Genomic DNA, 16,345 nt, shown 5'->3' on the forward strand with positions numbered 1-16,345 from the left:
ATTATCCCCCCCGACGGGTCCAGGGCAGCGCCCTGGGACTCTTCCTTTCGCCGTTTTGACGGGGTGGTTCCCTGGCGCAGTCGCTTGGGCAATCGCTTGACGCGATGGATCATGGGGCGGTTCGGGGGGTTGACGTTGGGGGATACGCAGACGGGTTTGCGGGGCATACCGATGGCGTGGATTCCCTGGATGGTGGGGTTGTCGGGGGAGCGTTACGAGTTTGAATTGCAGATGTTGCTGGCGTGTCGGCAACGGGGGTTGGTGATCCGGGAGGTTGGGATTGCCACGATTTACCATCCGGTGAATGCGGTTTCGCGTTTTCGTCCCTTGCGGGATTCGGCACGTATTTATCGGATTCTGCTGAAGCACCTGCTGTTTACTGTTTTGCCTTTAAAGTGAGGGAATTGCAAAACGCCCGCTGCCAGTCGGGAATATATTTTAAATTTTTTGACTTTTAATATTTTATCTTTTAAGTATCAAAAAAAGGAAATGTTCTATCCTTTGACGTTGATTTTATCTTTTCAATTAAGATAATCGGTCAGAGCGAGCGGAACGAATGGTCAATGAAAAAGTCAACGGACAGAACACGTTCTTTTTTTACTTTTTTAAAAGATTGTAACTATTCAGCCCCCTGACCAGCGCAGCGTGACCGAATCAAAAGAGAAAGGAAAAGTCCCAGGGGTGCCCCCTGGACCCCATGGGGTTGGAGGTCAACGGCGAAAGGAAGAGTCCCAGGGCGCTGCCCTGGACCCGTCGGGGGGGATAATCCCCCCCGAACCCCCGTATACCTGAATAGATACAAAAGCAAAAGGGGGGGTAATCCCCCCCTGAATCCCCGATCAGAAGGTGGTGGTCAGCCCGATATTGAAGGACCGCCCCTGTCCGGGAAGAGCCCAAACCGGAACGGTGGTGTTGTTGAGGGCCTTCCAATCCCCGTAATCCACCCCACCCAGAGGGTCGGCGTAGTACTTGTCCAACAGATTGGTGATGCCGAGATCCAGCCTCCAGCCGTTATCCCATTTGTAGGAGCTGCGCAGATCCACCAATGCGTAAGCGGGGGTGGTCGGCTCCTGGCGCAGGGCATCGACATTGGACTTTTTGTCCACCAGTTGCACGGCCATGGCGTTATCCCAGGCGTTGAGCCGCTGTTCCAGGGTGACGGTGCCGTTGAGAGGCATCATGTGATAGAGATTGTCTCCGCTATCCAGCGTTTTGCCACGCACCCAGCCCACAACCCCCTTGATCTGCCCCTCGCCGAAACGATCATTGCTCCACAGATGGGTATGGCCGCTCAGGTCGAAACCATACATCTCGGCATCGTGGTTGGCGAACATCAACTGCACCGAATTGACGGGAGTGCGGGCGGAGGTGTTGGGGCCCCGGTCCACATTGATGTAGTCGTGGACGTAGGTGTAATAGGGGGTGATTTCAACCCCCCAGCTCTTTTTGGCACCCTCCTGCCAACGGGCGGTGGCGCTGAGGGTATGAGCCACTTCCGGTTCGAGATCGGGATTGCCCACATAGCCGTTGACATCCCCCAGCCAGTTGACCATGTTGCTGGCCATGGTGCCCGCCGACCAGGCGTAGCGTTCGTAAAGATTGGGAGAACGGGTCTTGCGGGCGTAGCCGCCTTCATAGGTGGCGTTGGGGCTGGGCTCATAACGCACGGTGGCGGTGAGGTCGACATTGGTGTCGGTGCGACTGCGGTCCCGGGCATTGAAGGCGTCGGCATCGGTGGCGTAACGCACCGCCGCCGTGTTCAGCCGGGAGTAGCCCTGAACCGGATCGGTATCCATGCGCACCCTATCCCCGCGAAGGCCCAGAAGGGTGGTCCATTCCGGCTGCCATTGGGCCTGCCATTCGCCGAACAGACCGAAACGGTCCCGCTGCCCGTTGTTGATGTTCCAGAAGGTATCCGGACTCATGCCCCCGTTGGGAGTGGCCGAAATGGGAGGCCACCAGTCGTCCAGGGTGAAGCGGTGGAAATCGTGACCCACCTTGAGGGCATGGTTCGCGGAAAGCTGGATTTCACCTTTCACATCGTATCCCAGATCGACCCCGTGGGTCTTCATCGGCATATTGCCGCTTTTTTCGGAAGAGATGAAATTCATCTCATGGCGGGTGTCCTGCCAGTAGATTTTGCTATCGAGTTCACCCCAGCCGAAGGAGCCTTTGTAACCGGTATTGAGGAAGAGGCCCTGATTTTCGGTCATGTCCATGCGCTGATTGGGGAACCCCTGATAGGGGATGAACTGCATGCCGATTTTGACCGTGGCCTCCTGCTTGTCCCCCCGGCCTGCCAGGGTGATGCTGTGGTTCTGGGTTTCATAAAGGGAGGCCCGGACACGGTCTCCGTGGCCGTCCGTGTAATCCTGGGCGTGATCGGCGGCGCCGCTGTAGGCAAAGCTTGTGTTCCGCCCGGCCAGGGTGGTGTCGAAGGAGCCGCCCAGGCTGTTGTTGTTGCTGCGGTAGTGGGTGGCGATGCGGCCACTGGCCCGGCTCTCCGAGCCGGCGGGGGCGAAAACCGGGGCCGGAGAGGTGATGGCGATGGCCCCGCCGATGTTGTCCCCGCCGGCACTGACCGGGGCGATGCCCGCCATGACGTTGATGCCTCCCACTTGCGCCGGATCGACGTAGGAGAGGGGGGGATTCATGTGATTGGCGCAGGCGGAGGTGATGGGCATGCCGTCGAGGGTGACGGCAAGGCGGTCATCCCCGAGACCGTGGATGATCGGCAGGCTGGAAACCCCGCCTCCCGTGGCCAGATTGACTCCGGGATGCGTTTTGAGCAGTTGCGCGGTGTCGTTGGTTTCGGTGCGTTTGGCCACGAGGGGTTCTTCCTCGCGGACAGCGGATTCACGCGGGGCGGAGACGGTGACTTCCGGCAGACGGGTGGTTCCCGCCTCTCCGGCGTCCGCCGGACCGGCAGGGAATACCGTTCCGGCCTGCAGGGGCAGGAGGAGAAGACCCAGGAGGCGGTGAGGTTTGAATCCGGACATAGGGCACCTTATGCGGGTTGAGGGGGAGGATGCCGATCCACGCGGGATTGCGGGATGGACTGGATGGGCTGTCATCGCAAACGAGGGGCCATATACAACTAATTAAATAAAACAGGTAGATGTATTATCAATTCACCACAAACAATTGGTAGTATTGTGTCATTTGACCTGTTTGTTGTGGCATATGACACATTGTGGGGGAGGAGAGGAAAACCGAGAGGTCGGAGAGGTGAAGTCGAGGGATTCCACCCGGCATGCATCAAAAGGCTTGCCGAGCAAAGGGGAACCCGCTACCGTCTCCCGCCAGGAGCCTTGGTTTGCCGATTCGAGTCGTCACCCTTTTGTCCCGGAGGATTGATTGCTGCCATGCCCAGCATTCGCATCAGCGAGATGGTGCCGTTTTCGCCGCAGCAGATGTTCGATCTGGTGGTTGATGTGGAGCGATACCCGGAATTCCTGGTCTGGTGTTCCAAGGGACGCAAGACCGAGGTTGAAACGAGCCAGTTCGTGGCGGAGATGTCGGTAAACTTCAAAGGGGTGCGGGAGAAGTTTCGTACCCTGGACCGCCTGATTCCGGGGGAGAAGGTGACGATTACCCTGGTTTCGGGACCGTTCGAGCATCTGGAGAGCGCCTGGCATTTCACCGCCAAGCCCAATGGCACCCAGATCGACTTTTACATCGACTTCAAATTTCGCAGTCGCCTGATGGAGATGACGCTGGGGCCGTTTTTCAACCAGGCGGCCAAGCAGATGGTGTCGGCTTTTCGCACCAGGGCCATGGCGCTGTACGGTTGAATTTGGAATCAGGGAGGCGTTTGGGAGGAGAGGATGCCGAGAAGAGAAGCCAGTGAAACCGTGCCGTTCACCCCGGAACAGATGTATGATCTGGTGGTCGACATGGCGAGTTACTCCCAGTTTTTGCCCTGGTGCGTCAAGGCGCGCAAGTTTGACGAGACACCGCAGCAGTTCATCGCGGAGATGACCATCGCTTTCAAGGGGCTGCGGGAGACCTTTCAAACGGTGGATACGGTGATTCCGGGTCGGGAGGTGACCATCCGGCTGAAATCGGGGCCGTTTCGCGCTCTGGAGAGCCAATGGCGCTTCACGCCGCTGGATGAAGGCACGCGCATCGATTTTTACATCGACTTTCAGTTTCGCAACCCCATTCTGGAAATGACCCTCGGGCCTGTATTCTCGGCGGCTTCCAAGCAGATGGTGGAGGCCTTTCGGCAAAGGGCGCACGCCCTTTACAACCGGTCGTAAGGGATCGGTTCACCCCTGGAGAAGAGGATTATCCTGATGGAATTCAATGTGCGCCGACTCCTTCTGGGGTTGACGGTAACGGCGGGGATCGTGGCGGGCCCTTCGGCCTGGGCGGCGGAAACGGCGGTCAAGGTGGGTTCCTGGTCCCTGACGGTGGAGAGTCTGGACAAGGAGCTTGTCGGGAAATATTACGATCTGGATCGCAAGCGTTACATGTTGCGCATGCGTCTGCTGCAGCAGAAGCTGGCCGATCACCTGCTGGACCTGGAAGCCAAGGCCAAAGGGATGACATCGGATCAGTTCCTGAAAAGCGAGATGGAGAAACGCATCCGCAAGATCACCGATGAAGAGGTGGAAACCTTCCTGAAGGCCAATCGCGGAGAGGCGCCTCCTTCCGGCGATCCGGCCCAGGAGAAGAGCTACGTGCGTCAGCAAATGGAGGAGGAGGCTCAGGACGAGGCCTTCACCCAGTTCATGGGTGAGTTGGTCAAGAAGCACAAGGTGGAAGTGTTGTTGCAGGCTCCGACGCCACCCCGGGTGGCGGTGAACGGTCCCATGGAGCCTTCCCGTGGCAACGTCAAGGCCCCGGTGACCATCGTGGAGTTTTCCGATTTCCAGTGTCCCTACTGCAAGAAGGGGCAACAACTGTTGCAGGATCTGGCCAAGAAGTATTCGCCCGATCAGGTGCGGGTGGTGTTCCGCCACTATCCGGTGCCTGGGCACGACCAGGCCGCAGAGGCGGCAGAGGCCTCCATGTGCGCCCACGAACAGGGTCGCTTCTGGGAGTATCACGATGCCTTGTTCGCGCAGCAGGAGGCTTTGGGCGCCAAGCTCTACGGGGAGATCGCCGGCAAGCTCAAGCTGGATGCGGACAAGTTCAACGCCTGCATGGCCGGCAACAAACAGGTGCCGCGGATTTCCGGGGATTTTGAGGAGGGCAGCCGCCTGGGCGTGACGGGAACCCCGACCTTTTTCATCAATGGTCTCATGGTGATGGGAGCCAAGCCGTTGGCGGAGTTTCAGGCACTGATCGACCAGGAGTTGAAAAAGTAGTTCAGACCGATAAACCGGGTTCCGGGGTGGATATCCCTCCCGGAACCCCTTTACCTGAACAGGCGGGAACTTTCCGATTCTTTCTGAGCGCCGGCCCTGTATGTGGCGCTCTTCCGCCTGACCGGCTCACGGCATCACCGAATTGTCTGTCGGGGAGAGGCCGGGGTAGTCCAACTGACGCAAGGCTTCATAGAGGACGATGGCCACGCTGTTGGCCAGGTTGAGGCTGCGGGCCCGCGGGGTCATGGGAATGCGCACCACCCGGGGGAGGAGTTGGGTCAGGAGTTCTTCCGGCAAGCCCCGGCTTTCGGCGCCGAAAAGCAGGCGGTCTCCCGCCGCGAACCGACATGCCGAGGGGGGCAGGGCGCCACGGGTGGAGAGGGCATAGGTGTTTTCGGGAAAGGGATTTCCCTGGAGGTAGTGATCCCAGTCCCGATAGCGGCGCACCTCGCTCCAGTCCCGGTAGTCCATTCCGGCTCGTTTCACCCCGGCGTGGTCCAGTCTAAAGCCCAGCGGCCCCACCAGATGCAGCACCGAAGCGGTGGCGGCGCACAGTCGTTGAATGTTTCCGGTATTGGCGGGTATTTCCGGGGCGAGGAGAATCACATGCATTCCGGTTCCCGAAGGGGCTTCCAGGCTGATCAAGGCAAGATCTCCATATGTGCATTCAGCATTTTTTCTGATCCGGATCAATGTACATCCAAAAAAGAGGCTTTAACATCCTCCTGATGCAATTGTAGGTTGACGAGGCCATCACACTCTGGAATATTTGCCGACGCACATTTCCGGTTTTTCCGTTTCCGTCACTCAGAAGGTTGCCACCATTTCCTTACTCCCGGGGAGGTCGAAAGAGCTCATGGTCATCGAGCAGGAAGAGAACCGTCGCGATTTCCTTATTCTGGCCACCGGTGCCGTTGGTGCTGCTGGCGTGGTCGGGGCGGCCTGGCCTTTCATCCGCTCCTGGAGCCCTTCCGCCGACGTTTTGGCCCAGGCCACGACCGAAGTCAATCTGGGATCCATCGAGAAAGGCCAGATGATCACCGTGCCCTGGCAAGGCAAACCCGTCTTCATTCTGCACCGCACCGAGGCTCAGATTGCCGCCGCCCGCAAGGATGACAGCGACACCTCCATGCGGCAACCCGAAAAGGACGACGAGCGCGCCAAGAATCCGGAGTGGCTGGTGGTTCTGGCCATCTGCACCCATCTGGGCTGTGTGCCCCAACCGATCGGTACCGGCGATTTCGGTGGATTCCTGTGCCCTTGCCACGGTTCCCACTACGATACCTCGGGTCGCATTCGCAAAGGACCGGCGCCGAGCAATCTGCCGGTACCCCATCACGAATTCAAGGACGCCAAGACCCTTGTCATCGGCAAAAAGATGGCCTAATCGAGATTCTCGTCACGCCTAGGAGGTCATACGTGTTCAAAGGTATTATGGAGTGGGTGGACGCACGTCTCCCCGTAACCGAACTCATCAAAAGCCAGGCTACGGAATATCCGACTCCGAAGAACCTCAACTATTGGTGGAACTTCGGATCGTTGGCTCTCTTCGTTCTGGTCATCCAGTTGGCCACCGGTATTTTTCTGGCCATGCACTACAAGCCGGACGCCGCCCTGGCTTTCGACTCCGTGGAACACATCATGCGGGATGTCAACTGGGGTTGGCTCCTGCGCTACATGCACGCCAACGGCGCCACCTTCTTCTTCATCGCCGTTTACATCCACATTCTCCGGGGGTTGTACTACGGCTCCTATCGGGCTCCCCGGGAGATTCTCTGGTGGTTCGGCGTGATCATCTTCTTCCTGCTCATGGGCACGGCGTTCATGGGTTATGTGCTGCCCTGGGGTCAGATGTCCTACTGGGGAGCTGCGGTGATCACCAATCTGGTCAGCGCCGTTCCGGTGATCGGCGAGGATCTGGTCATCTGGGTCTGGGGCGGGTTCTCCGTGGGTGATCCCACCCTGAACCGCTTCTTCTCCCTGCATTTCCTGCTGCCCTTCGTCATCTTCGGCCTGGTTTTCGTTCACCTCTGGGCCCTGCATGCCGTTCATTCCAACAATCCCGACGGTATCGATCTGGAGCACAAGGACACCATCCCCTTCCATCCCTATTTCACCATCAAGGATCTCTACGGGGTGGGCGTCTTCCTGATCTTCTTCTGCGCCTTCGTCTTCTACTTCCCGAATGCGTTTCTGGAGCCGGACAACTACATCATGGCCAATCCGATGCAGACCCCGGCTCACATCGTTCCGGAATGGTATTTCCTGCCCTTCTACGCCATTCTGCGTTCCATCGACTTTCTGGGTTCCTACAGCAAGCTGGTTGGTGTCCTGGCCATGGTGGCGGCCATTGCCATTCTCTTCGTGCTGCCTTTCCTGGATCGTTCCCCGGTGCGTTCGTTCCGTTACCGGCCCATCAGCAAGCGGATTTTCTGGATCTTTGTCGTGGACTCCATCGTCCTGGGTTGGGTGGGGTACAATCCGGCGGATGCCACGGTCCTCGGTGGCATGCCCATCGTCTATGTGGGGCGTTTTGCCACGGCGGTCTACTTCTCCTACTTCTTCCTGATCTGGTTTATTACCGCCTTCGACATCGAGAAACCACTCACCCCACCCAAGTGTCTGTAGGAGGAGGCGAAAACCATGGGCTTCATGAAGACTGTAAAAACCGCGGCCCTGCTTTTGGCCCTGTTGCCCCAGGTCGGGACCGCTTCTTCCGGTGGTGCTGTCTTGCCCAACGAAAATTGGGGTTTTCAGGGTATCTTTGGCAAGTTCGACCAAGGGGCGCTCAAGCGTGGCGCCCAGGTGGTGGTTCAGGTCTGCCTGGGTTGTCACGGGGTCAAGTACATCAAGTTCGACCAGTTGCGCAAGATTGGCCTCAACGAGAACGAGGTCATTCAGCTGGCGGAATTCGTGGGCAAGTCCAAGAACGATTCCATGAAATCCAGCATGGATCCGGAGAGTGCCAAGGAGTCGTTTGGCGTGGTGCCCCCGGATCTTTCGCTGATCACCAAGGCGCGCAAGGGGTATGAAAACTACACCTTCGGCCTCCTGACCGGCTATGTCACCGAGCAGGAGAAGGCGCTGGTGGACAAGGCGCTGGCGGACAATAATCTCTCGGACACGGAGATCAAGGAGCTGGCGGCCACCTTGCAGTTGGATGCCTCCCATCCCGACAAGATGCGGGAGGTGTTGACGCGCATTCAGAACGGGGACAATTTCAACAAGTACTTCCCCGGCCATTTCTTCGCCATGCCCATGCCGTTGGCCAGTGGGGCGGTGGAGTATGTGGACGGTACGGAAAATTCTCAGAAGCAGTTGGCGCGTGATGCGGTGACTTTCCTGGCCTGGGCGGCGGAGCCGACCATGGAGGAGCGCAAGTCGGCAGGCATTAACGTGATGCTGTATCTGGTGGTTTTCACGGCCATGTTGTATGCGGTGAAGCGGCGCGTTTGGGCCAAAGTGCATCACTGAGTGGTAAAGGGGGCGCGGTTGAAATACCGCGCCCCCTTTTTTTGCCTTTTAATATGTATCCTTTAAGTATCAAAAAAAGAAAATGTTCTATCCTTTGACTTTTCTCAAAATCTTTTCAAGATATTATTGAATAGACAATAACAATAAAGTCAAAGGATAGAACATTTTCTTTTTTTGATACTTAAAAGAAAAAATATTAAAAGTCCAAAAACTTCTGCTCCATCCGGGGGGAATCCCCCCCGGAACCCTGTGCTTCCCCTATTTTTTCAGCACCATCTCGCCCCCAAGCCGCTGGCATTGTTCCTTGGCGAAATGGAGAAACTCCTCCACGGCTTTGGTGCGGAACTTCTGCTTTTGGTAGACGAAATTGATGCGCCGTTTCATGGCGACACCCTTGACCCGCTTTACCACCAGACTGGTCAGGGCGAGTTCTTTCTGCAAAGAGGCCATGGAGACGATGCTGATACCCACACCACCTTCCACCGCCCCCTTGATGGACTCGGTCGAGCCGAGTTCCAGCACCACGTTGAGCTGTTCATAAGGCAAGCCGGCCTTACCCAGAAATTCGGTGATAACAGCCCGGGTTCCGGAGCCTTCTTCACGGGAGACAAAGGGATACTCCCGCATATGGGCGATGGTGAGTTCTTCATACTCGGCAAGAGGATGGTTGCGCGGCATAATGACCACCAGTTCGTCTTCGGTGCAGGGCGAGATGGTGACGTTCTTGTTGCGCACCGGCCCTTCCACCAGACCCACGTCGATGGTGGCGTCTTCGAGCTTGCGAATGACAAGGCGGGTGTTGTGGATGGTCAGCCGAATCTGCACGCTGGGAAATTGAGAATGGTAAATTGATAAAATCTTCGGCATCAAATATTCGCCGATCGTCGTCGAAGCCCCCAGTTTGACCACGCCTTTCGTGACCCCGGTCATCTCATTGATGGCTTTTTCCGTTTCGCGGTAAAGCTCCAGAATGCGTTCGGCATAGGTGAAAACCACCTGTCCCGCATCCGTCAGGGAGATTCGGTTGTGGTGGCGGTCAAACAACCGGGTGTTGAAATGTTCCTCCAACTGTCGGATCTGAAACGTTACGGCGGGCTGGGTCAAATAGAGTTCTTCAGCGGCCCGGGTAAAAGAAAGATGTTTGGCCACGGCATAAAAAACCCGTAACCTGGTGTCCGAAAAGCTCATTGCATCACCCCCTTGACATCACGTGCTTAAGATTTGCCAATCATCGGCTGGCGCAGTAGACTGCCCGATTATTGGGCAGTTGTTTTCCGGTTGCCGCAGTGCCATCCTGCGGGCTCTCCCTTTCCATCTTAAGAATTTTTATGCCCATACATGGATTTTTACAATATGTTTTCGTGATAGACAAGAGATTCCTTATTCAGAGATATAAAAAAGTCGAAGAGGTGAAAGTCGATGTCCGCCAAGCCGCCCCTCACGGATCTGTCTCTGCTGGAGTTGATGTATGACAGCTATCGCCCGGAACTGGTGGAGGCGGGGAGAAGTGATCGCCTGACCAGGGGGGGGATGCAGCACCGGGAGGATTTTATCCGCCTGGCGGAAGGCTATGATCTGGTATTGCTGGATGCCTACGGGGTATTGAATCGCGGCAGTGAGGCCATTCCGGGGGTGGGGGCCACGTTGCGGGCTTTGCGAACGGCGGGCTGCCCGTTTCGTGTGGTATCCAACAATGCCTCCCAGTCACCGGAAAAGCTGTTGGCCAAAATGCGGCGCCTGGGTTTGGAGGTCGAGGCCGAGGAGCTGGTGACCTCCGGCATGGTTGTAGCGCAATGGTGGCCCACATCGTGGTTGTATGGGCGGCCTTATTATCTGGTGGGTACCGAGGAGAGTCGGGAGGCCTATGGGCCCGAGGCGCAACGGTTGCAGGTCAACCATCCGACCTCGGGGCGCTGGTCGCTGATGGATGCGGAATGGATCTTGTGTTGCAGCAACCGGGACTATTACGGCGGGCCGCAGCAGCGGGAGGTGGAGGTATTGCTGCAGAGCAAAGGGGAGGATTTTCCGGTGGTGCTGGCCAATCCCGACATGGTGGCTCCTTTGGCCGACGGGGGGCTGGATCCGGTGGCGGGGTATACGGCGGCTGAGTGGGCGCGATGGCATAAAGTGGAGCGTATCGGTTTGGGCAAACCCTTTCCGGCGATCTTCGAACTGGCGTTGCGGAAGTTTCCGGGTGTGGAGCCTTCGCGTTGTCTGATGGTGGGGGATACGCTGGAAACAGATATTCTGGGTGGCCTTGTAGCGGGCATGGCAACCTGTCTGGTGCTTTCCGGCTCCTTGGCGGGGTGTTCCGAACCGATTGAAGCGCGCTGCCGGAGACGGGGCATCCATCCAGACTATATTATGAACTCTATCGCTTGCGAATGATCTGTTTCGCAATATGGGGGATCATCCCTGCGGAACCCCTGCTTGCTGAACTATTGCCGAATCGTAACTATTCAGATAAACGGGGGTTCGGGGGGGGGATTATCCACCCCGACGGGTCCAGGGCAGCGCCCTGGGACTCTTCTTTTTGTTGTTGACGTTCAATCCCATGGGGTCCAGGGGGCACCCCTGGGACTTTTCCTTTCGCCGTTGACTTCGTCATATCGCGCTGCGCGGGATCCTGAATAGTTACAGAAAAACTACGCATTCCAAAGTAGACGCGGTATATCTTTTAAGTATCAAAAAAAGAAAACGTTCTATCATTTGGCTTTAAATTCTTTCTATACGTAAATGGCCCGCTCCTATTTCCTTACCGTTTTACAACTGCTTACTTTACTGTTTGTGTGTCGCTGGTCCCTCCGAAGTTCCATGGTATTTTGGCATCTCAGTTTGTCCTCTACCCGTTTCAGGATTGTGAAGACGGCGGGTATGCTCGTTGTTCAGTCGGTTGATTTAACGGTAACGGGATCCGCTGTTCCTGGTTTGGCTGAGGTGGTAAACCGGGCAACAGTATATAAAAAGCTATAAACAACTCTCGGAAAACAATACATCGCTTTTAACCGTATCGATTCGCTGCATAAAATATAAAAAGGACTTTCATAAGATGCCCATAATAAATTGTTTAAAGTCAAACTCTCCGATTTCGGCGAACTTATCAGAAAAAAATTAAGAGCGGTTGTCAGATGATAGTCACCGGTATAAATTAGGATCCAAGACCGTAACCGTCATCAAATGAACCATATAGGGGGAATGATCATGAGTGTAACCGATACGTTGAATTCCTTGCTGCAAAAATTGTTGCCCGCTATCAACCTGGCGCTGCCAACGATCATCAAAACGGAAGGGCTCGACCCCCTGGCAACCGTGGTATCCGGTTCGGACACCCTGGGAAAGATAAACCTGGGCATATGCAAAGCCTCCGCGAAGGCCTCCTACTCGATCACCAACATGACCGGGCTTTCGGGCATGGTTGTCAACAGCCTGACGTTGTTGACCGTGGCTTCGAGCGATAACCTGTCCAACGTGACCGGGACATTGTCGTATGCCGTGTCCGATGGCACCACGTTGTCGGCGAAGGTTTCGGGCAAGATCAAGGCGGGGTGCGGGGGGATTTCAGACAGTGAGAGCATTTCCGGTACGGTAAGCGCGAAAGGGGTGACCGGTACCGGCACCGCCACCTTCGCTGCGGATTTGACCGGCACCGGTTGTCTGACCAAGGTGGTTCTCGACGACCTGAGTTTGAACTACAGCGACGTGGATGTTCACATCGACGGTCTCGGGGTCTTCAATGAGTTCCTGGCTCCGTTGGTCGACGCAATCGACGATCTTTTCGGCAAGTACATCAAGAACTCTCTTTCCGGTGTGGTGGAAAAGGCTCTGGATGATCTGCTGGATGACGAGATGCCATTCTGCCTGAGCTGATTTGGCAAGAGAGATCCCGAGGGGGGAAACCCCTCGGGCATTTTTCGTTATGGCGATTGCAGGAGGGTTTTGGCTTTCTGCAAGAATTCCACGCACTCCTCGTGGAGATCGTTATTCTCCTCACATTGGGGCATGGCGGTTTCAAGGACGTTGACGGCTTTTTCGAGGCTTGCTTTGTCGTGGTTGAGTTTACCGAGTTCCAGCAGCGCCCTTCCCAGCTTGTGTTGAATTTTAACCTGAGTGATACCGCCACGTATTGTTTGCGGTATTTCCAGAAGAGTTTGATAAGTGGTTACGGCTTCCAGCAAGGGTTCGGCTTCCTCGGCATCCTGGCCGAGTTTGATCAAGTCGAGGCCCAGATTGTAGTGGGCCCTTGCCCAATTTTCCGGTAGGCGTTTCAGGGTCCACTCCTTGAGGGCTTCCCGGCCGGTTGCGATGGCTTTCCGCAGGGTGCTGAGGCTGTGTTTCCGCCTGGCCAGCGTGGCCTGGGTTTGGCTGAATTCGTTTTGTATTTCGGCCCAAAGGAACGGGGCTCTTTCCTGGTTGTATTCGCCGAGGAGCTGCTGGTAGATCTGGGTGCCCAGGTCAAAGAAATAGGTTCCGGAGTCTCGGTTTCCGAGGTAGTAATAGAGATCTGCCAACTGGAGTTGTGTCCGGGCCCAGGAGTAGGGATATCTTTCTTTGGTATAGATCTTCAGGGCCTCCTTGTAGGCCAGAGCGGCGCGTTGCAGGGTTTCGAAGCCCTGGTCGTTTTCCAGGATGCCGAAGTGTTTCAGAAGTTCGCCGAGTTGGACTTGATGGGCGGCCCAATCGGTGGATGTGCGGTTTTTGCTTCGTATCGGCAGGGCCTCTTTGTGGGTGGTGAGGGCCAGTCGCAGTGTTTCGGCATCTTTTATGAGCAGACCCAGTGTTTCGAGGGTATCTCCCAGCTCTTCCTGGTTTTCGGCCCACTCTTCCTCGTTTTTCTCACGGGGGTTGAGGGTGAGCCATTCGCGATGCAGGGTGACGGCTTGTTCCAGGGCGTTTCGATCGTTGTGTCGCAGGCCTTGATTGTTCCAGGCCGATTGTTCCCGATTCAGCCAGAGGGTGTAGTGTTTATGCTCCTTGTCGGGCAGGAGTTGTCTGGCTTGTTGGAAGAGGGAGGCGGCATGGGTGTATTGGAAGCGGGTATTGGCGAGATCGGCCTGGAAGGCCAGGATCGGGGCCAGGTTGGCGGGGTCGTCTTTCAGGGTGATTGCGGCGTTGGCCAGCAGGGAATCGGCTTCCGGGAAGTTGAGGGTGGTGAGGGCGTTTTTGACCGATTCGCGCAGGGTGGGAATTTCCGGGAGGTTTTGGATGCGTTCCAGGTGCATGGGGTAGCGTTGGGCGAAATCGAGGGTCAGGACGAACCAGTGTTTCGTGGCGATTTGGCTATCGCGCAGCAGGGTTCGGAGGGTGGGCAGGGTATTATGGGGCAGGCCCAGGTGGGTTTCTTCCTGGTGGAAGGTGGTTTGTTGTTCGGGGGTGAGTTGTTCCCAGGGGATATCCCGGGAATCGAGGAGGAGGCGGCTTCCGGCGGGGGTCAGCAGGTCCGGGACGGGAGTAGCCGCAGCCTGGCAGATGCCGAGGGTGAAGAGGCTGAAGAGGATGGTGAGGAGCTGACGGTAGATCATGTTTATTTTGCCTTTCAATATGTATCCTTTAACTATCAAAAAAAGAAAATGTTCTAATCCTTTGACGTGCTTTTTCTGCCCTTATAAAACGTATCATAAAGTCCCGTATCATGGGCTGACTTTACATTGCGCAAGAAGCGCCTCGGCTCCTTGCAGATTTTTTCCTGTTCTCTGAATAAAAAACTCCGCCTTGGAGGCCTCGAAGACTCCGAGCGCATTTCGGTAATGGGTGATGGCCTGGCGTAAGGTGTCGGGGGCTTTATCCTTTTTGAACCGGGCCAACAATGCGTTTCCGAGATTGTTTTGCGTCTTGGCCCAGTCGAAGGGAACGCGCTCAAGGCGGTATTCTTTGAGTGCCTCATGGAAGACACTGATGGCCCTATTCAGGGATTCGGCTCCGCTTTCGAGCTTGCCGAGGTGGGTAAGAGCGTTTCCCAGATTATATTGCGTCATGGCCCACTTGAGGGGGATCCGCTGTTGGGTGAACTCTTTAAGCGCATCGTTGAAGGTCCTGACAGCCAGCTCCAGGGACTTGGTACTGCTTTCCTGTTCGCCGAGTTCCTGTAAAGTGAGTCCCAGATTGTTCAGCGTTGTGGCCCATTGGAAGGGGGTGTCTGTTTGGGTGTACACTTTAAGGGCTTCGTTGAAGGCGTTGATGGCCATCTTGAGAAACGTGATGCTGTTTTCGCGTTCGCCGAGAGCCGCAAGCGCGTTTCCCAGGCTGTTCTGCGTTTCGGCCCAATCGAGAGGGGTGGATTCTTGACTTCTCTCTTTTAGCGCTTCGTTGAAAGCGTCCACGGCCAATTTGAGGGATTGAGTACCGCTTTCCAGTCCGCCCATATTTTGCCAAACCATTCCCAACTGGTTTTGCGTTTGAGCCCAATCGAGTGGTGTGTCCTGTCGGGTGAACCCTTTGAGCGCCTCTTTGAAAGCTGAAACGGCCTGTTTAAGGAAATGGGCGTCACGTTCCCGTTCCCCGAGAGTTGCCAGGACACCACCCAGATTGCCTTGCACAACCGCCCAATCGAGGGGCTCCTTTTCGGGGGAGATGTGGCTCAGCAACTCCTGTCGTATCTGAATGGAACGGTGTAGGGCCTCGGTTTCGCCGTATTCATGCCCTTGGCGAAACCAGGCATCGGCGGACTGTTCCAGATAGGCGATATTCTTTTTGGCCGACCCGGCTGGAAGTTGCTTGGCTGCTTGCGCGAAGTGTTCTGCAGCCTTTTTATAGTTCAGGCGCACCAGCGCTGTTTCGCCCCGGCTGGCCCAGGTGGCGGCGAAGCTCCGGGCGATTTTCCGCAGATTCTCCTGCTGGAGATTCAGAGACCGCACCACAACAGACTCGGCCCTGTAGTAGTCGAAGGCGGCAATGGCGGCCTCGGCCTCCCGCTTCAAGGCATCCAATTCGGCGTTTTCCCCTGCTGGAATCGTCTCGATTTGCGCCAATAAATCCTGGTGACGTTCGGCAATCTCGGCCAGTTTTTTTGGCCATATTTCATCGGGGATGTCGTTCTCGATCAGAATAGCCAGGAAGCTTCGCATGGCTTCATCCGGCAAACCCAGATGGTTCAGTTGTTCCCGGATGGTCTTCTGCTGCTCCGGAGTCAATTTCTCCCAGTAGGCTGCTTGGGCCTTTAAAAGCAGGTTGAAGTCTTCCGTCGTTGGGCCACTGGGAGTGGCGGTGCCGGTTCCGGAAACAATGTCGCTGTCCGGGGAGGCGGTTATCGAATGATTCTCAAGGGTTGAATCATTTTGACTCCCGGAAAGGCAAGGGATTGGAAAGATTATTATTCCTACAAAGATCTCCGCGACAAGCACATTGGCGCGCATCCAACCGACTATACGATGATACCACGCCATGGCGAAGCCTTCCTCCCGGATGCCATTCTCAATGTTGCCACGCTCTACCCCTCAAACCTGAATTCAGAGTTTCCCGGATTGCTCGAAAAATGTCAAACAGGTGTTTATACCGGGCTCACATCACGAAACAGGGATATTCCTGGCGGGTTTGGCATATGGAAAGGATTTGAAAAACAA

14 protein-coding genes are annotated in these 16,345 nt (G+C 56.1%); 9 read left to right on the forward strand and 5 right to left on the reverse strand.

What is annotated here, in order from left to right:
• Positions 1 to 171: 171 nt before the first annotated feature.
• Positions 172 to 399, forward strand: a complete 228-nt coding sequence (locus tag HQL56_01495; protein MBF0308186.1) for a hypothetical protein — start codon at positions 172 to 174, stop codon at positions 397 to 399.
• Positions 400 to 839: 440 nt separating this feature from the next.
• Here HQL56_01495 and HQL56_01500 read toward each other — a convergent pair whose 3' ends face one another.
• Positions 840 to 2,999 carry a TonB-dependent receptor gene (locus HQL56_01500; GenBank protein ID MBF0308187.1) on the reverse strand — a complete coding sequence of 720 codons (2,160 nt, stop codon included), beginning with the start codon at positions 2,997 to 2,999 and terminating at the stop codon, positions 840 to 842.
• Between the two features lie 366 nt (positions 3,000 to 3,365).
• Here HQL56_01500 and HQL56_01505 point away from each other — a divergent pair, with 366 nt between their 5' ends.
• From HQL56_01505 to HQL56_01515, 3 genes are read left to right on the forward strand one after another with little or no spacing between them, the layout of a single operon-like run.
• Positions 3,366 to 3,794, forward strand: a complete 429-nt coding sequence (locus tag HQL56_01505) for a type II toxin-antitoxin system RatA family toxin (protein ID MBF0308188.1) — start codon at positions 3,366 to 3,368, stop codon at positions 3,792 to 3,794.
• 33 nt (positions 3,795 to 3,827) lie between these two features.
• Complete coding sequence (locus HQL56_01510) at positions 3,828 to 4,262, forward strand: type II toxin-antitoxin system RatA family toxin (GenBank protein ID MBF0308189.1); 435 nt, start codon at positions 3,828 to 3,830, stop codon at positions 4,260 to 4,262.
• A 36-nt stretch (positions 4,263 to 4,298) separates the two neighbouring features.
• On the forward strand, positions 4,299 to 5,315 hold the full coding sequence (locus HQL56_01515) for a DsbA family protein (protein ID MBF0308190.1): 1,017 nt from the start codon (positions 4,299 to 4,301) through the stop codon (positions 5,313 to 5,315).
• A gap of 126 nt (positions 5,316 to 5,441) precedes the next feature.
• Here the strand turns inward: HQL56_01515 and HQL56_01520 are convergent, their stop codons facing one another.
• On the reverse strand, positions 5,442 to 5,927 hold the full coding sequence (locus HQL56_01520; GenBank protein ID MBF0308191.1) for a tRNA (cytidine(34)-2'-O)-methyltransferase: 486 nt from the start codon (positions 5,925 to 5,927) through the stop codon (positions 5,442 to 5,444).
• A 244-nt stretch (positions 5,928 to 6,171) separates the two neighbouring features.
• Here HQL56_01520 and petA point away from each other — a divergent pair, with 244 nt between their 5' ends.
• The 3 genes from petA to HQL56_01535 are packed head-to-tail and all read left to right on the forward strand — an operon-like array spanning position 6,172 to position 8,789.
• Positions 6,172 to 6,702: a ubiquinol-cytochrome c reductase iron-sulfur subunit gene (gene petA, locus HQL56_01525; GenBank protein MBF0308192.1), complete on the forward strand. Its 531-nt coding sequence runs from the start codon at positions 6,172 to 6,174 to the stop codon at positions 6,700 to 6,702.
• Positions 6,703 to 6,749: 47 nt separating this feature from the next.
• On the forward strand, positions 6,750 to 7,943 hold the full coding sequence (locus tag HQL56_01530) for a cytochrome b/b6 (protein ID MBF0308193.1): 1,194 nt from the start codon (positions 6,750 to 6,752) through the stop codon (positions 7,941 to 7,943).
• 15 nt (positions 7,944 to 7,958) lie between these two features.
• Positions 7,959 to 8,789, forward strand: coding sequence for a hypothetical protein (locus tag HQL56_01535; GenBank protein ID MBF0308194.1), 831 nt, complete (start codon positions 7,959 to 7,961; stop codon positions 8,787 to 8,789).
• Positions 8,790 to 9,047: 258 nt separating this feature from the next.
• Here the strand turns inward: HQL56_01535 and HQL56_01540 are convergent, their stop codons facing one another.
• The gene (locus tag HQL56_01540) at positions 9,048 to 9,977 is read right to left on the reverse strand and encodes a LysR family transcriptional regulator (GenBank protein ID MBF0308195.1); all 930 of its coding nucleotides are present in this window, start codon (positions 9,975 to 9,977) and stop codon (positions 9,048 to 9,050) included.
• 231 nt (positions 9,978 to 10,208) lie between these two features.
• Between HQL56_01540 and HQL56_01545 the strand changes: the two genes are divergently transcribed.
• Both HQL56_01545 and HQL56_01550 read left to right on the forward strand, forming a co-directional pair.
• A complete protein-coding gene (locus HQL56_01545; protein MBF0308196.1) occupies positions 10,209 to 11,177 on the forward strand; it encodes an HAD-IIA family hydrolase in 969 nt (322 codons plus the stop codon).
• A gap of 813 nt (positions 11,178 to 11,990) precedes the next feature.
• Positions 11,991 to 12,656 (forward strand): hypothetical protein, encoded by a 666-nt coding sequence (locus HQL56_01550; GenBank protein ID MBF0308197.1) that lies wholly within the window; start codon positions 11,991 to 11,993, stop codon positions 12,654 to 12,656.
• Between the two features lie 47 nt (positions 12,657 to 12,703).
• Here the strand turns inward: HQL56_01550 and HQL56_01555 are convergent, their stop codons facing one another.
• Both HQL56_01555 and HQL56_01560 read right to left on the reverse strand, forming a co-directional pair.
• Positions 12,704 to 14,308, reverse strand: a complete 1,605-nt coding sequence (locus HQL56_01555; GenBank protein ID MBF0308198.1) for a hypothetical protein — start codon at positions 14,306 to 14,308, stop codon at positions 12,704 to 12,706.
• A 108-nt stretch (positions 14,309 to 14,416) separates the two neighbouring features.
• Positions 14,417 to 16,168, reverse strand: coding sequence for a tetratricopeptide repeat protein (locus tag HQL56_01560; protein ID MBF0308199.1), 1,752 nt, complete (start codon positions 16,166 to 16,168; stop codon positions 14,417 to 14,419).
• Positions 16,169 to 16,345 lie beyond the last annotated feature (177 nt).

This window comes from Magnetococcales bacterium (genome assembly GCA_015231925.1).
Taxonomy (GTDB): Bacteria; Pseudomonadota; Magnetococcia; order Magnetococcales; family JADGAQ01; genus JADGAQ01.

Excerpts from the sequence above, each read along its gene's own strand:
- HQL56_01545 (MBF0308196.1), top strand. The coding sequence starts at position 10,209 with ATGTCCGCCAAGCCGCCCCTCACGGATCTGTCTCTGCTGGAGTTGATG.
- HQL56_01535 (MBF0308194.1), top strand. The coding sequence starts at position 7,959 with ATGGGCTTCATGAAGACTGTAAAAACCGCGGCCCTGCTTTTGGCCCTG.
- HQL56_01560 (MBF0308199.1), bottom strand. The coding sequence starts at position 16,168 with ATGGCGTGGTATCATCGTATAGTCGGTTGGATGCGCGCCAATGTGCTT.
- HQL56_01555 (MBF0308198.1), bottom strand. The coding sequence starts at position 14,308 with ATGATCTACCGTCAGCTCCTCACCATCCTCTTCAGCCTCTTCACCCTC.
- HQL56_01505 (MBF0308188.1), top strand. The coding sequence starts at position 3,366 with ATGCCCAGCATTCGCATCAGCGAGATGGTGCCGTTTTCGCCGCAGCAG.
- HQL56_01510 (MBF0308189.1), top strand. The coding sequence starts at position 3,828 with ATGCCGAGAAGAGAAGCCAGTGAAACCGTGCCGTTCACCCCGGAACAG.
- HQL56_01550 (MBF0308197.1), top strand. The coding sequence starts at position 11,991 with ATGAGTGTAACCGATACGTTGAATTCCTTGCTGCAAAAATTGTTGCCC.
- petA (MBF0308192.1), top strand. The coding sequence starts at position 6,172 with ATGGTCATCGAGCAGGAAGAGAACCGTCGCGATTTCCTTATTCTGGCC.
- HQL56_01500 (MBF0308187.1), bottom strand. The coding sequence starts at position 2,999 with ATGTCCGGATTCAAACCTCACCGCCTCCTGGGTCTTCTCCTCCTGCCC.
- HQL56_01540 (MBF0308195.1), bottom strand. The coding sequence starts at position 9,977 with ATGAGCTTTTCGGACACCAGGTTACGGGTTTTTTATGCCGTGGCCAAA.
- HQL56_01495 (MBF0308186.1), top strand. The coding sequence starts at position 172 with ATGGCGTGGATTCCCTGGATGGTGGGGTTGTCGGGGGAGCGTTACGAG.
- HQL56_01530 (MBF0308193.1), top strand. The coding sequence starts at position 6,750 with ATGGAGTGGGTGGACGCACGTCTCCCCGTAACCGAACTCATCAAAAGC.
- HQL56_01515 (MBF0308190.1), top strand. The coding sequence starts at position 4,299 with ATGGAATTCAATGTGCGCCGACTCCTTCTGGGGTTGACGGTAACGGCG.
- HQL56_01520 (MBF0308191.1), bottom strand. The coding sequence starts at position 5,927 with ATGCATGTGATTCTCCTCGCCCCGGAAATACCCGCCAATACCGGAAAC.